Here is a 14,956-nt window from a genome sequence, read left to right as displayed (position 1 = left end):
TGAACTGTTCTGGCAACTCGGCATCCTGCTGGTGCCGGCTTTTTTCGTCACGATATTGCCTCCCCCATTGGCTTTGCTGGCGGTGTTGTTCTTCGGCCTGCTGATGGGGTTTGCCGCACGATTCGGTTTTCTGTCGGCCGGGCGAGTCTGTGGCAGGTTGATCGTCGGCGCCGTGTTCGGCCTGGGTTTCAGTGTGGGTCGGGCCTTGCCTGAGTGGTGGGGCATCCTGGCGGCCATCGCCAGCATCGGCGGCGGCCTGGTGTGTGTCAGTGCCTGGGAGCGGCGCCTGGGTTTGGCGTCCGTTTCCGGCAAAGGCGCCAGTGCTTGGGGTGGAAGCGAGCCGCAATTGACGCCTGAAGGCGAGCCGATCCGGGTGTTCAACCACAGTGAAATCGCCATGGGTGGCCCCACTTATTGCGACTATCTGTTTCCCGATGGCGTGCTCCTGCAAGGCCTTGGCTCTTCGTCCATGTTCTCCCGCGACGGGCGCTATTTTGCGGCGACCGTACCGTCCCGGCAGAACTGGGGGCTGGTCGTCCTCGATCGTCAACAGCGCCAGGTGTACCGCTGTGCCGACAGCGAGCTCTGGGAGTTGGACGCTTTTGATCTCGGCGTGTTGAGCGGGCGCCATAGCCCGCTGGTGGACGACAGCGTTCGCGAAATCCGACTGGATGAGTTGCTCCAGACGGCCAGCGTTACCCACCTGGTCGCCTTCGCCGACCTGTGGCTGGACTCCGATTGGCATCCCGAGCAGGTTCAACATACCTTCGAGCGGCGTTCTGTGGACGGCCAGCACTGCCTGCGGGGCGACATTGCCTTGCCCGCGACATTTCGCGACCTGGCCCAGCCGCTGGAACCGCTGGTTTCACCGCGCTACGCCATCAGCGTCAACGGGCAACCGTCCAGCCTGTTGATGGCGGCCGATGCGCCGTTGGTATGGAGCAGCGATCAACGCGCCCTGGTGTGTCTGGCCCAGGAACAAACCCCTCATGCAGACGGCGACCAGTATTGGCTGTGGCAGCTAGACCTGGGCTGGCGCGCCCTGCCCTCGCCTTGGGTGAAGAGCGAAACGGAACCGTCCTTCTATTGGCACGAGTTGCTGGGTCTCGACGCAAGCCATGTGCAGATCGGCTCGTACCTTGACTATCCGCGACCGGGCTCCGGGCGTTATGGCTACCGCTTGGACAGCATCCACGGCGATACCGAGACCCAGGTCGATCATGACGCCCAAGGTCGCGTGCAGGTTGGCGAATTTGCGCTGACCCGCATGACCATCGCCATGCCGTTGGACAGCCAAGGCCAGCGCGGTGACTCGTACATCGAGACGCAGCCGATGCAGGACGGGGTGCGCGCGCGGTTGACCTGGCTTGGCGATAATCCCGATGGGCTGGGCGGTTATCGCTGTCAGATCGGCGACTGGCAATTACCTGGCCGCTGGTTGTTGGACCATCGGGTCTCCGATTGCGGGCGTTACCTGGCCCTGCTGCCCTTCGACGGTGCCACGACGGTCGCAACCCACGGGGTGGTCGCCGATCTGAAGGAACGACAGCTGCTGCAGGGGCCCGCGATGTGGGTCGCCCGCCTGCTCGATTTCCGCGCCGGCCGGCTGAGCCTGGCAGTGGTTGCCGGACGTCTTGATCAAGACCTGGAGAGCAGCGCACTGCAACGCTTCAACATCCCCGCGCCGCAGAGCGATAGCGTCCCTTCGTTCTTTCAATCCGACGAACAATCCCGGCTGTTCTACAACACCGTGGAGCTGCAGGTGAGCGATACACACCTGCACAGCGTTGCCCCTTGGCGCCTGGTGGATTGTCCGCAAGTGGCCAACGCCGACGGTGACTTCATCCAGCCTGCCCCCGACCATCAGGATGCCGCCTGGCTGTTCGGCAGCGAAACGGAATATGCCGACAGTTGGGTGCGTGCACAGGCGCCCCGGCTCGGAGGCCATTTGCTGACAGCCTCAGGCTGCGCGTTGGTTGATCTGGCACCGTCGATGATCTGGTCGACGGATAGCCGTTACCTGGCCCTGACCTGCATGGCAACCGATGTGACAGAACAGTGTGGCAGTTATCGAGGCTGGCAATTGCTGCTCCTGGATGTCCAGGAACACACGTTGCGGGTGCATCCGCAGTGGCTGGGCAATCGGCCGCTGTTTGAAAGCTTCGACGACGAACAGCTGCATGTACGGTGTTTCGAGCGCGATTGGGAAGCAGAGGACAATGACGACCCAGGTTCGGTACAGTCATTGCCTCTGACCCTTTTGCTGCAAGCGCCCGCTGAACAGCTGGTGTGCCAGGACGGTTTCTGGCTCAGGTCTTCGCAAGTACACCTGGCCCCTGCCTGGCGAGCGCTGACCTTACCCGCCATTGGCTATTTCGAACGCGAGAGCCTGTAACATGCTCGCCACCGATGCCCCCGCCGGAGCCCACCTTGCCTGACACCCGCCCTCCCGTCCTCGACGAAATCGACCGCCAACTGATCGCGGCCCTGCAAATCAATGCCCGGGAAAGCGTCGCCATGCTGGCCCGGCAGCTGGGTATCGCCCGGACAACCGTAACTTCGCGCTTGGCGCGCCTGGAAAAGACCAAGGTGATTACCGGATATGGCGTGCGCCTGGGCCAACGGGTGATTGACGGCGGCTTGCAGGCTTACGTCGGCATCAAGGTCCAGCCGCGTTCCGGCAAGGACGTGCTGCGACGCTTGAGCGCCATGGCCCAGGTACAGCAACTGTGCGCGGTCAGCGGTGAGTTCGACTATGTCGCCTGGTTGCGCACGGACTCGCCGGAACAGCTGGACCAGTTGCTGGACCAGATCGGCAGCGTGGACGGCGTGGAAAAGACCACCACCTCGATCATCCTCAGCAGCAAGATCGATCGAGGCCAGCCAGTCTAAGCCCTGCGTACTTGACCTGTGGGAGCGAGCTTGCTTGCAATGGCGGTCTGTCAGTCCATGAAAGCGCTGACTGAACCGACGCTATCGCGAGCAGGCTCGCTCCCACTGGGAACAACGTAAGTTACGGTGTTGGATGGGAGAAATTTTCGATCCTGACCTGCCCCTCCGGGAAGGTCGCGATAATCTCCAATTCCCCCCCCATGGCCCGGATGTAGTTGCGCAATGTGCTGATGTACATGTCTGTACGGCGCTCCATTTTCGAGACTGCCGCCTGGTTGATATGCAGTGCCTTGGCCAAGGCCTCCTGGCTCAACTCCTGTGCCTGACGCAACTCGTGCAACGGCATTTCTGCACGCAACTGCTGATACAGAGCCTGTGCACGCGTCTGGGAGTCAGGCGAACGACGCGCCATCAAATCGGAAAATTTCTTAGCCATGGTCAAAGCCCTCTCTCTCCAATACTTCCAAATGCTCGTCATAGAGGCGTTCGGCCAAAGGCACATATTGCTGATACCAACGGTCCTGGCCGGTCTTGTCTCCCCCGATCAGCAGGATGGCGCAGCGTCGTGGATCAAACGCATAGAGCACACGATAAGGCCTACCTGCATGTTGCACCCGTAACTCACGAAGGTTGCCATGACGCGAACCTTTGATATCACTGGTGTGAGGAAAGCCCAGATACGGCCCGGTATCGCCGAGCAGCATCACCGAAACCTGTACCGAGTCCTGCTCTGGCTCACTGAGACGGTCCCACCACAACTCAAATTCGTCAGTGTATTCAACGTCCCATTTCATACGAATATGCCACCCAGGATATATAACCTCAAGGGAATAACCATAGGAGTTTCGGCGGGTATCTGTTGCTGTTGATCGCGCAGACAATTGTTAGGGCGCGTTTCTGTGGGAGCGAGCTCGCGATGGCGTTAATCCACTCAGCACCTTCATGGACTGACGCACCGCTATCGCGAGCAAGCTCGCTCCCACAGTGGACAGGTTTCGTCATTATGATTTATGAACAGATCAAAATGACTGCCATACGCTCAAAACGACGACATATTGTGTCTTATTAACGTGTTCCACCCTCCCTAGAATGGCTGGCATCTTTCCTATACTCAGACGCGAACACCGCGTCGAGTCGCCCATCAAGGTCAGCCATGAACAAGAACAATCGCCACCCAGCAGACGGTAAGAAGCCCATCACCATTTTCGGGCCGGACTTTCCTTTCGCCTTTGACGACTGGATCGAGCATCCGGCTGGCCTGGGCAGCATACCCGCCCACAACCACGGTACCGAAGTGGCGATTGTCGGGGCCGGGATCGCCGGCCTGGTGGCGGCGTACGAGCTGATGAAGCTGGGTCTCAAACCCGTGGTCTACGAGGCGTCGAAGATGGGTGGGCGCCTGCGCTCACAAGCGTTCAATGGCGCCGAAGGGGTGATCGCCGAGCTGGGCGGCATGCGTTTTCCGGTGTCCTCCACCGCGTTCTACCATTACGTCGACAAGCTGGGGCTGGAGACCAAACCATTCCCCAACCCGCTGACCCCCGCGTCCGGCAGCACGGTCATCGACCTGGAAGGCCAGACCTACTACGCACAGAAACTGGCGGACCTTCCCGCACTGTTCCAGGAAGTCGCCGACGCCTGGGCCGATGCGCTGGAGGATGGCTCGCGCTTCGGCGACATCCAGCAGGCGATCCGCGACCGCGACGTGCCACGCCTCAAGGCGCTGTGGAACACCTTGGTGCCACTGTGGGACGACCGCACCTTCTACGACTTCGTCGCCACCTCCAAGGCCTTCGCCAAGCTCTCTTTCCAGCACCGCGAAGTGTTCGGCCAGGTCGGTTTCGGCACCGGCGGCTGGGATTCGGACTTCCCCAATTCGATGCTGGAAATCTTCCGTGTCGTGATGACCAACTGCGACGACCACCAGCACCTGGTGGTCGGCGGCGTCGAGCAGGTGCCCCACGGCATCTGGAACCACGTGCCGGAACGCTGCGCGCACTGGCCGCAAGGGACCAGCCTGAATTCGCTGCACCTGGGTGCCCCACGCAGCGGTGTGAAGCGCATTGCCCGTGCGGCTGATGGCCGATTCAGCGTGACCGACGTCTGGGACAACACCCGCGAGTACGCCGCTGTGCTGGTCACCTGCCAGAGTTGGCTGCTGACCACCCAGATCGAATGTGAAGAAGCGCTGTTCTCGCAAAAAATGTGGATGGCCCTGGACCGCACCCGCTACATGCAATCGTCGAAGACCTTCGTGATGGTCGACCGGCCATTCTGGAAGGACAAGGATCCGGAGACCGGCCGCGACCTGATGAGCATGACCCTGACCGACCGTCTTACCCGTGGCACCTACCTGTTCGACAACGGGGACGACAAGCCAGGGGTGATTTGCCTATCGTATTCCTGGATGAGCGACGCGCTAAAAATGCTCCCGCACCCGGTGGAAAAACGCGTGAAGCTGGCCCTCGATGCCCTGAAGAAAATCTATCCCAAGGTGGACATCGCCGCGCGGATCATCGGCGATCCGATTACCGTGTCCTGGGAAGCCGACCCGCATTTCCTCGGCGCGTTCAAGGGCGCCCTGCCCGGCCACTATCGCTACAACCAGCGTATGTATGCGCATTTCATGCAGGACGACATGCCGGCCGAACAACGCGGGATCTTTATCGCCGGTGATGACGTCTCATGGACACCGGCCTGGGTCGAAGGCGCGGTACAGACCTCACTCAATGCCGTGTGGGGAATCATGAAGCACTTCGGCGGTGAAACTCACGCCGAGAACCCGGGTCCTGGTGATGTGTTCCACGAGATCGGTCCGATCGCCCTGCCCGAATAAAAGGAGTTTTCGATGCGCGTAGCCCTCTACCAATGCCCACCGCTGCCACTGGATCCGGCCGGCAACCTGCACCGCCTGCACCAGGTGGCGCTGGAAGCCAGGGGCGCCGATGTGCTGGTGCTGCCGGAGATGTTCATGACCGGCTACAACATCGGCGTCGACGCGGTGAATGTATTGGCCGAGGTCTACAACGGCGAGTGGGCGCAACAGATCGCCCGCATTGCCAAGGCCGCCGGCCTGGCGATTGTCTACGGCTACCCTGAGCGCGGCGAAGACGGGCAGATCTACAACGCCGTGCAGCTGATCGACGCCCAGGGTGAGCGCCTGGCCAACTACCGTAAGAGCCACCTGTTCGGCGACCTCGATCACGCCATGTTCAGCGCCGGCGACGCCGCATTGCCCATCGTGGAGCTCAATGGCTGGAAGCTTGGCCTCCTGATCTGCTACGACCTGGAATTTCCGGAAAATGCCCGACGCCTGGCCCTGGCCGGCGCCGAGCTGATCCTGGTGCCGACCGCCAACATGCAACCTTACGAATTCATCGCCGACGTCACCGTGCGGGCCCGGGCCATCGAGAACCAGTGTTTCGTGGCGTACGCCAATTACTGCGGCCACGAAGGTGAATTGCAGTATTGCGGCCAAAGCAGTATCGCCGCACCGAATGGCAGCCGCCCGGCGCTTGCAGGGCTGGATGAGGCCTTGATCGTCGCAGAACTGGATCGACAACTGATGGACGACTCCCGCGCGGCCTACAACTACCTGCACGATCGCCGCCCTGAGCTTTACGACGACCTGCACAAACACTGATTGAGGATTGAGAACGCGGCCTAATCCGCTAGCATGAGCGCATCTTTGTTCTGGAAGCGCTCATGCCGGCCCCCGACTCCCTCCGCCCCCACACTGAAACCCTGGCCAACGGCTTGCGGGTGACATTGCGTCACGTCCCAGGCCTCAAGCGCAGCGCTGCAGTACTGCGAGTCGCGGCTGGCAGCCATGACGCGCCCCTGGCCTGGCCGGGATTGGCGCACTTGCTCGAGCATCTGTTCTTCCTCGGCACCGAGCGTTTTCCCGCTGGGGAGAACCTGATGGCCTATGTGCAGCGCCATGGCGGCCAGGTCAATGCACGCACCAGCGAACGCACCACGGATTTTTTCTTCGAATTGCCACCCGCAACCTTCGCCGAGGGACTGGAACGGCTGGGGGACATGCTCACTCACCCACGCCTGGATGAGGCCGATCAGTTGCGCGAACGAGAAGTGCTGCACGCCGAGTTCATCGCCTGGTCCCAGGATGCAGCAGCCCAGCGGCAGCTTGCCCTGCACGACGGCCTGTCGGCGACCCATCCGCTGCGGGGTTTTCATGCCGGCAATCGCGACAGCCTCGCGGTGGCGCAAAGCGAATTCCAAAGCGCCTTGCACGACTTCTATCGCCGCTTTTACCAGAGCGGCCAGATGACCTTGAGCCTGGCCGGCCCGCAAAGCATCGACGCCTTGAAAGCGCTGGCTGAACAGTTCGGCAGGCACCTACCTGGCGGTGAAGCGCTTGCCAGGCCGGCACCACCAAGTTTGATGGCATCGTCCCCGACAAGTTATCAACAGGCCCGCGAGGGTTGCCTTGATCTGCTGTTCGCCTTCGAAGATTTACCGGCCGCCTCGCCTCAAGCCCTGGACTTTCTCTGTATGTGGCTGAACTCCAGCAAACCGGGCGGCTTGCTCGCCACGTTGCGTCAGCGCGGCCTGGCTGACAGCCTCAAGGCCACCGCGCTGTATGAGTTTGCCGGGCAGGCGCTACTGCACCTCGAATTCAAGCACGCCAACGCTCCGGCATCGGCGCAAATCCAGCCGTTGCTGCACGACTGGCTGGGGTTCTTTGCCGCCCAGGACGACTGGGCGCCGTTGCGCCAGGAATTCACCGCACTGTTGCAGCGCCGGCAGGAGACAGGATCGGCCTTGCAGGTGGCCCGCTGGGACGGTGAAGGACGTGACGGGCCGCTGTTGGCAAACGACCTCGTGAGGCTCAGGGAAATCCTCAGGCAACTGCACCCCGCCGATAACGTCGTGGAACCCTGGCAGTTGCCCGCACCCAATGCGTTCCTGCAAACGCCAAGCGAAGCGCCCCGCGCCGGGCTGATACGCGGCCAGACCAGCGCCCACCGCGGCTTGCGAACCTTCGCCCAGGACCGCTCCCGGGGGCGTCGGGAACGCTCACCCATGCAGTTCAGCCAGGCGCTGCCAGACAACGGTCGTGAAGGCGCGGTGTACCTGCGCTGGCAACTGGCGACCCAGACACCGCAGGACTTTCAATCCAGGCTCGACCGGCACCTGCAGGATGTGCGAGAGGATGCTCGCCAGGCCGGCGTGGATGTCAGCTTCCAGTCCTCCGGTAATCAATGGCTACTGAAACTGGTTGGCTTACAGGCGCCGATACCGTTGGTGCTCGAACACGTTCTGACGAAGCTTGCGCAACCGCTGCCAATGGCCCTGGCCAGTCAGGAACCCCCGCCGATGCCGATTCGGCATCTGTTGAAGGCGCTGCCAGATCACTGCCACCCCAACCGCCAAGCGTCAGCGTTGCCAATGCCCGACAGCGACCAAAGCGTGTGGACAACGGCCCGATGGGACGGGCTGTGCATCGGCCTGTCGGCGGCCACCCAAGGGCCGTTGGGCCCTGCGCTGGCCCGAGTGCCGGGCATTGCCGGCGATGAAGCCAGCCTGGCGCCGGCACCTCACGGGCAACGCCTCTGGCATACACTCCAGACTCACGGCGAAGAACCGGCCGTGTTGCTGTTTTGCCCGACAGCCACCCTGACGCTGGCCGACGAAGCCGCCTGGCGATTGCTGGCACAGCTGTGTCAGACGCCGTTCTATCAGCGCCTGCGCGTCGAGTTGCAGTTGGGCTATGCGGTGTTCAGTGGGTTGAAGCAGATCGACGGGCAAACCGGGATATTGTTCGGCGTCCAATCGCCCAGCCTTTCGGCGACGCAACTGAGCGCCCACATCGAACAGTTCCTGGCCGGGTTACCGACGTTGCTCCAGCAACTCGATGATGTTTCCCTGACCGGCCAGCAGCAGGCGCTTGCCGCCCAACTCCAGAGCACCGCCCTGCCCTGCGCCCAGGCCGCCGAGCTGCTCTGGCAGGGCAAGCTGGCCGGCCACCCGTCGGATTATCTTGAACAACTCTCCGCTGCCATCGTGTACCTGGATCGCACGCAGCTACAAAGAGCCGCCCAACGTCTGATCGAGGCTGAAGGGGGATGGTATTGCCTGAGCAACGGAGCCTGTCCGGGAGAGCGCTGGCAAGCGCCGCAGTGATCATTGCAGCGGCCGTAATGAGCTTTCTTCGAGAATCGCGGCGAACGATCTGTCAGATTTAGTAACATAGCCGCCTAAGCATCTGAACATCTCCGCGCGGAGGTGGACTATATGTATAGGTCTCAACCGTTCCAACTAACGAAAGCATCCCAACCAAAGGAGTATTCCCATGTCCTGGTCCAAACCCGCATATATCGACCTGCGTATCGGTTTCGAAGTCACCATGTACTTCGCCAGCCGTTGAATGCTGCAGGCGGTTAAGCACGCAGCACTACGCCTCGGCCAGCCGAGGCGTTTTTATTTCGGTTTGCAGATGGAGCAGCCATGTTCGTCCAGATTCTAGGTTCTGCCGCCGGTGGCGGTTTCCCCCAGTGGAACTGCAACTGCGCCAATTGCGCAGGTTTTCGCGACGGCAGCCTGCGGGCCCAGGCGCGCACCCAATCGTCCATCGCCCTGTCCGATGACGGTGTGAACTGGGTGCTGTGCAACGCCTCCCCGGACATTCGCGCCCAGCTCCAGGCGTTCGCCCCGATGCAGCCGGGCCGGGCCCTGCGCGACACCGGCATTGGCGCGATCATCCTGATGGACAGCCAGATCGACCACACCACCGGCCTGCTCAGCCTGCGCGAAGGGTGCCCGCACCAGGTCTGGTGCACCGACATGGTCCATGAAGACCTGAGCACAGGCTTTCCGCTGTTCAACATGCTGACCCACTGGAACGGCGGGTTGAGCTGGAACCGTATCGAACTCGACCAATCGTTCACCATCCCGGCCTGCCCGAACCTGCGCTTCACCCCGCTGCCCCTGCGCAGCGCCGCACCGCCCTATTCACCGCACCGCTTCGACCCGCACCCGGGCGACAATATCGGGCTGATCGTCGAAGACCTTCGCACGGGAGGCAAACTGTTCTATGCCCCGGGCCTGGGCAAGGTCGACGAGTCGTTGCTGGAGATCATGGCCGGCAGCGATTGTCTGCTGGTGGACGGTACGATGTGGGACGACGATGAAATGCAGCGCCGTGGCGTCGGCACCCGCACTGGCCGGGAAATGGGCCACCTGGCACAGAATGGGCCCGGCGGGATGCTGGAAGTGCTGGAGCGACTGCCCAATCAGCGCAAGATCCTTATTCATATCAACAACACCAACCCGATCCTCGATGAAGACTCCGTCGAACGGGCCGAGCTGGTGCGGCGCAATGTCGAAGTGTCTTACGACGGCATGAGTATTGAACTGTAGGAGCAACGGAAATGACTGACACCCCCCTGTCCCCCGCCGAGTTCGAAGCTGCCCTGCGTGCCAAGGGCGCGTATTACCACATCCATCACCCCTATCACGTGGCGATGTATGAGGGCCGCGCGACTCGCGAGCAGATCCAGGGCTGGGTCGCGAACCGTTTTTACTATCAGGTCAACATCCCGCTCAAGGATGCCGCAATCCTGGCCAATTGCCCGGACCGGGAGATCCGCCGTGAGTGGATCCAGCGCCTGCTCGATCATGACGGCGCGCCCGGCGAAGACGGCGGTATCGAAGCCTGGCTGCGGCTGGGCCAGGCGGTGGGCCTGGACCCCGATCAACTGCGCTCCCAGGAATTGGTGCTGCCAGGTGTGCGTTTCGCCGTGGACGCCTACGTCAACTTCGCCCGGCGGGCCTGCTGGCAGGAAGCCGCCAGCAGCTCGCTGACCGAACTGTTCGCCCCGCAGATCCACCAGTCGCGCCTGGACAGCTGGCCGCAGCATTACCCGTGGATCGACCCAGCCGGCTATCAATACTTCCGCACCCGCCTGGGCCAGGCCCGGCGTGACGTGGAGCATGGCCTGGCGATCACCTTGCAGCACTACACCACCCGCGCAGGGCAAGAGCGAATGCTGGAGATTCTCCAGTTCAAACTGGACATCCTCTGGAGCATGCTCGACGCCATGAGCATGGCCTATGAATTGAACCGCCCGCCCTACCACAGCGTGACCGACCAACGGGTTTGGCACAAAGGAATTACCTTATGAGTTTTAACCGCAGCCAAACCCCACGCTGGCGCCCTGGCTATCGCTTCCAGTACGAACCGGCACAGAAAGGCCATGTGCTGCTCTATCCTGAAGGCATGATCAAGCTGAACGACAGCGCTGCGCTGATCGGCGGGCTGATCGACGGTGAACGGGATGTCGCGGCCATCGTCGGCGAGTTGGCGAAGCAGTTTCCCGACGTGCCGGAACTCGGTGACGACATCGAGCAATTCATGGAGGTCGCCCGTGCACAGCACTGGATCGAACTTGTCTGAGACCAACGGGCTGCCGCCCAAGCCTGAAGTCGGCCTGCCGCTGTGGCTGCTGGCCGAGCTGACCTACCGTTGCCCGCTGCAATGCCCATATTGCTCCAACCCGCTGGACTTCGCCGAACAGGGCCAGGAGTTGAGCACCGAGCAATGGTTCAAGGTCTTTCGCGAAGCCCGCGAGATGGGCGCCGCGCAGCTGGGCTTTTCCGGCGGCGAGCCGTTGGTGCGCCAGGACCTGGCCGAGTTGATCGGCGAGGCGCGCCGGCTGGGTTTCTATACCAACCTGATCACTTCCGGCATCGGCCTGACCGAGCAGAAAATCAGCGACTTCAAGAAGGCCGGCCTCGACCATATCCAGATCAGTTTCCAGGCCAGCGACGAGCAGGTGAACAACCTCCTGGCCGGCTCGAAGAAAGCCTTCGCGCAAAAACTGGAAATGGCCCGGGCGGTGAAAGCCCACGGCTACCCGATGGTGCTGAACTTCGTGACCCATCGGCACAACATCGACAAGATCGATCGCATCATCGAACTGTGCATCGCTCTGGAGGCCGACTTCGTCGAGCTTGCCACGTGCCAGTTCTACGGCTGGGCGCAGCTCAACCGCGTCGGCCTGCTGCCCACCCGGGAGCAACTGGTACGCGCCGAGCGTGTCACCAACGAATACCGCGCCAAGCTGGAAGCGCAAGGCAATCCGTGCAAGCTGATCTTCGTCACGCCGGACTACTACGAAGAACGCCCCAAGGGCTGCATGAACGGCTGGGGCAGCATTTTCCTCACCGTCACGCCGGACGGCACGGCATTGCCCTGTCACGGTGCCCGCCAGTTGCCGGTGCAATTTCCCAACGTGCGCGACCACAGCATGCAGCACATCTGGTACGACTCATTCGGCTTCAACCGCTTCCGCGGTTATGACTGGATGCCCGAACCGTGCCGCTCCTGCGATGAAAAAGAAAAGGACTTCGGCGGCTGCCGCTGCCAGGCGTTCATGCTCACCGGCGACGCCAGCAACGCCGACCCGGTGTGCAGCAAATCCGAACATCACGGGGTGATCCTGCAGGCGCGTGAAGACGCCGAGCACGCCACGCAAACCATCGAACAATTGGCCTTTCGCAATGAACGAAACTCGCGCCTCATCGCCAAAGGCTGAGCCTTTCAGCGCCGCCCAGGCCGTTGCCGCCGGCACCGACTTCGCCGAACTGCAGCTCGGGCCTTTGGGCCTGTTCTGGAATGAATACCGCCCCGCAGACGGTGCCTGCCGGATCTGGCATTGGCAAGACGCCATGCCCCGCTGCCTGACACCGGACGGGTTCAGCGCGCGCAGCCGGGTCTATGAATACGGCGGTGGATCATTCTGCCTGAGCCATTACGGTGTGCTGTTCGTCAATGAGGCCGACCAGCAGCTGTACCACCAATCCCTGAACGACGAACGCCCCATAGCGCTGACCTCGGGTGACTGCCGTTATGGGGATCTGAGCTTCGCCGACGGCCAGGTACTGGCGGTGGAAGAACAGGCCAACCAGCATCGCCTGGTGTCGATCGGGCTGGTGGATCATCAGCGACATCTGCTGGCCGAAGGTGCGGATTTCTACGCGTCACCCACCGTGAGCCCGGACGGCCAGCGGCTCGCCTGGATTGAATGGAGCCGCCCGCATCAACCCTGGACCGCAACGCGCTTGATGCTGGCCGAGCGCAATACCGCGGGTTGGGGTGCGCCGCGCTGTGTCGCGGGCAACGGTGAAGAAGAGTCCATCCAGCAACCGCGCTTCGATGCGGCCAGTCGTCTTTATTGCCTGACTGATCGCGGGGGTTACTGGCAGCCTTGGGTGGAGTCGGCCCAGGGCCTGGAACCGCTGCCTGCCGCCCAAGCCGATCACGCCCCAGCGCCGTGGCAACTGGGTGGTTGCACCTGGCTGCCGCTGGGCGAACACACGTACCTGGCCAGCTGGACCGAGGCGGGTTTTGGACGCCTGGACCTGTGCCACATTGACGATGTCGCTGAGGACTTCACCGGCACCTACACCCGCTTTCGCAGCCTGGCGCTGGATGAGCGGTTCATCTACGCCGTTGCCGCCTCGCCGACCGGCCCATCGGCGGTCATTGCCATTGAGCGGCATAGTCATGAAGTGGCGGTGCTGGCCGGCGGCGTCGCGCCATTGCCCGTCGAACAGATCAGCCGGCCCCGCACCCTGCGATACCCCTCAGGCTCAAGTGAAGCCCATGGGTTCTTTTATCCGGCCATGACTGCCATCGAGAAACCGCCGCTGGTGGTGTTTATCCACGGCGGACCGACCTCAGCCTGCTACCCCATCTTTGATCCGCGTATCCAATACTGGACCCAACGCGGTTTCGCCGTCGCCGACCTCAATTATCGAGGCAGCAGTGGTTATGGCCGGGCGTATCGACAGGCGCTGCACTTGAACTGGGGGGTGGTGGATGTCGAGGATGCTTGCGCGGTGGTCACGTATCTGGACGAACAAGGCCTGATCGATGGTCGCTGCGCATTCATTCGGGGCGGCAGTGCCGGTGGATATACAACCCTGTGCGCCCTGGCGTTCCATGAGGTGTTCCGGGCCGGCGCCAGCCTCTATGGCGTCAGCGACCCCGTCGCCCTCGGCCGCACGACGCACAAGTTCGAAGGGGATTACCTGGACTGGCTGATCGGCGACCCGCAACACGATGCCGAACGCTACCGCGCCCGGACGCCGCTGCTGCATGCCGGGCGGATTCGCGTACCGGTGATCTTCTTTCAAGGCGAGCTGGACGCCGTGGTCGTGCCACAGCAGACCCGGGACATGGTCAGGGCTTTGGAGCAGAACCGCGTTACGGTCGAAGCGCACTACTACCCGGATGAGCGTCATGGTTTTCGCAAGGCGGCGAACCAGGCTCATGCGCTGGAGCATGAGTGGTTGTTTTATCGCAGGGTGATCGATTGCGGTCTATGACAACGGCGCTCATTGTGGCGAGGGAGCTTGCTCCCGCTCGATTGCGCAGCAATCGCAAAAACATTGGGACCGCTGCGCGCTCCAGCGGGAGCAAGCTCCCTCGCCACAGATAAATCCCCTCATGGCCTCAGCGCTTGGCGATGATGTACACCGCATGCACGATGCCAGGGATATAACCCAGCAGCGTCAGCAGGATATTCAGCCAGAAAGCCCCGCCAAAACCCACCTGCAGAAACACCCCCAATGGCGGCAGCAGGATGGCGATAATGATACGAATGAAATCCATGGATAACTCCCTGATCGACGATGGCCAAATTGCCATATAGCTCATTGACCCCAGGCCGCTCGCCAGGGTTCAGTGAAACGCAACCAGAAGCAGCCCCGATGGAGGACGCCTGCCAGGAACAAAAAACGCAGGATCGAGTAGGAGGCGGATTTGCATCCGCCGTCCTCTCACACCACCGTACGTACGGTTCCGTATACGGCGGTTCAGGTTATGCAGATAAGCCGTTGATCGTGTCCAGTATCGAGACCAGTCCGAGTTGGTTCCACAGTTTCTTCGGCAGCGCCTGATTCATATGCGACGCCCCCGAGTTCCACCATGGGCCGCGGCCATTCGACGTTGACTTGCAGGCACGAGCTTCGCCAAGCCCCAAGCGCATTAAGTTGCGCGCCCTCGTCGAGGGCTGCTTCCATTGGCGCCAGATGG

General features: G+C 62.0%; 14 protein-coding genes and 1 pseudogene. 11 read left to right on the top strand and 4 right to left on the bottom strand.

Annotation, left to right across the window (positions count from 1 at the left end):
* The first annotated feature begins 55 nt into the window (after positions 1-55).
* Positions 56-2,395, top strand: a complete 2,340-nt coding sequence (locus tag BM300_RS23495; RefSeq protein ID WP_256575856.1) for a hypothetical protein — start codon at positions 56-58, stop codon at positions 2,393-2,395.
* 35 nt (positions 2,396-2,430) lie between these two features.
* Complete coding sequence (locus tag BM300_RS23490; RefSeq protein ID WP_060743121.1) at positions 2,431-2,892, top strand: Lrp/AsnC family transcriptional regulator; 462 nt, start codon at positions 2,431-2,433, stop codon at positions 2,890-2,892.
* Positions 2,893-3,013: 121 nt separating this feature from the next.
* On the opposite strand, the gene BM300_RS23485 is transcribed toward BM300_RS23490, so the two are convergent.
* Together BM300_RS23485 and BM300_RS23480 are read right to left on the bottom strand one after the other, a co-directional pair.
* Positions 3,014-3,328 (bottom strand): XRE family transcriptional regulator, encoded by a 315-nt coding sequence (locus BM300_RS23485; RefSeq protein ID WP_092464187.1) that lies wholly within the window; start codon positions 3,326-3,328, stop codon positions 3,014-3,016.
* Positions 3,321-3,686 (bottom strand): type II toxin-antitoxin system RelE/ParE family toxin, encoded by a 366-nt coding sequence (locus BM300_RS23480; RefSeq protein WP_092464185.1) that lies wholly within the window; start codon positions 3,684-3,686, stop codon positions 3,321-3,323. The genes BM300_RS23485 and BM300_RS23480 overlap by 8 nt, the downstream gene beginning before the upstream one ends.
* Before the next feature lie 359 nt (positions 3,687-4,045).
* On the opposite strand from BM300_RS23480, the gene BM300_RS23475 reads away from it, so the two are divergent.
* From BM300_RS23475 to BM300_RS23435, 9 genes are all read left to right on the top strand, one after another.
* Positions 4,046-5,728 carry a flavin monoamine oxidase family protein gene (locus BM300_RS23475; protein WP_063324094.1) on the top strand — a complete coding sequence of 561 codons (1,683 nt, stop codon included), beginning with the start codon at positions 4,046-4,048 and terminating at the stop codon, positions 5,726-5,728.
* Positions 5,729-5,740: 12 nt separating this feature from the next.
* Positions 5,741-6,535 (top strand): carbon-nitrogen hydrolase family protein, encoded by a 795-nt coding sequence (locus BM300_RS23470; protein WP_063324093.1) that lies wholly within the window; start codon positions 5,741-5,743, stop codon positions 6,533-6,535.
* 62 nt (positions 6,536-6,597) lie between these two features.
* Positions 6,598-9,039 carry a pyrroloquinoline quinone biosynthesis protein PqqF gene (pqqF, locus tag BM300_RS23465; RefSeq protein ID WP_092464183.1) on the top strand — a complete coding sequence of 814 codons (2,442 nt, stop codon included), beginning with the start codon at positions 6,598-6,600 and terminating at the stop codon, positions 9,037-9,039.
* 169 nt (positions 9,040-9,208) lie between these two features.
* Complete coding sequence (gene pqqA / locus BM300_RS23460) at positions 9,209-9,283, top strand: pyrroloquinoline quinone precursor peptide PqqA (RefSeq protein ID WP_003177660.1); 75 nt, start codon at positions 9,209-9,211, stop codon at positions 9,281-9,283.
* Between the two features lie 80 nt (positions 9,284-9,363).
* Positions 9,364-10,275: a pyrroloquinoline quinone biosynthesis protein PqqB gene (pqqB, locus tag BM300_RS23455; protein ID WP_092146387.1), complete on the top strand. Its 912-nt coding sequence runs from the start codon at positions 9,364-9,366 to the stop codon at positions 10,273-10,275.
* An 11-nt stretch (positions 10,276-10,286) separates the two neighbouring features.
* Positions 10,287-11,039, top strand: a complete 753-nt coding sequence (gene pqqC, locus BM300_RS23450) for a pyrroloquinoline-quinone synthase PqqC (RefSeq protein WP_092146385.1) — start codon at positions 10,287-10,289, stop codon at positions 11,037-11,039.
* The gene (gene pqqD / locus BM300_RS23445) at positions 11,036-11,311 is read left to right on the top strand and encodes a pyrroloquinoline quinone biosynthesis peptide chaperone PqqD (protein WP_063324089.1); all 276 of its coding nucleotides are present in this window, start codon (positions 11,036-11,038) and stop codon (positions 11,309-11,311) included. The genes pqqC and pqqD overlap by 4 nt, the downstream gene beginning before the upstream one ends.
* On the top strand, positions 11,283-12,452 hold the full coding sequence (gene pqqE, locus BM300_RS23440; RefSeq protein WP_092146383.1) for a pyrroloquinoline quinone biosynthesis protein PqqE: 1,170 nt from the start codon (positions 11,283-11,285) through the stop codon (positions 12,450-12,452). The genes pqqD and pqqE overlap by 29 nt, the downstream gene beginning before the upstream one ends.
* On the top strand, positions 12,418-14,247 hold the full coding sequence (locus BM300_RS23435) for a S9 family peptidase (protein ID WP_092464180.1): 1,830 nt from the start codon (positions 12,418-12,420) through the stop codon (positions 14,245-14,247). The genes pqqE and BM300_RS23435 overlap by 35 nt, the downstream gene beginning before the upstream one ends.
* A gap of 127 nt (positions 14,248-14,374) precedes the next feature.
* Here BM300_RS23435 and BM300_RS23430 read toward each other — a convergent pair whose 3' ends face one another.
* Entirely contained in the window at positions 14,375-14,533 is a 159-nt protein-coding gene (locus BM300_RS23430) for a YqaE/Pmp3 family membrane protein (protein ID WP_003177654.1), read from the bottom strand.
* Positions 14,534-14,741: 208 nt separating this feature from the next.
* Positions 14,742-14,956, bottom strand: a pseudogene (locus BM300_RS31200) (group II intron reverse transcriptase/maturase); the annotation flags it as partial.

The organism is Pseudomonas sp. NFACC46-3, from assembly GCF_900114515.1.
Lineage (GTDB): Bacteria > Pseudomonadota > Gammaproteobacteria > Pseudomonadales > Pseudomonadaceae > Aquipseudomonas > Aquipseudomonas fluorescens_Q.
This window is presented reverse-complemented; position numbering and strand designations above follow the sequence as displayed.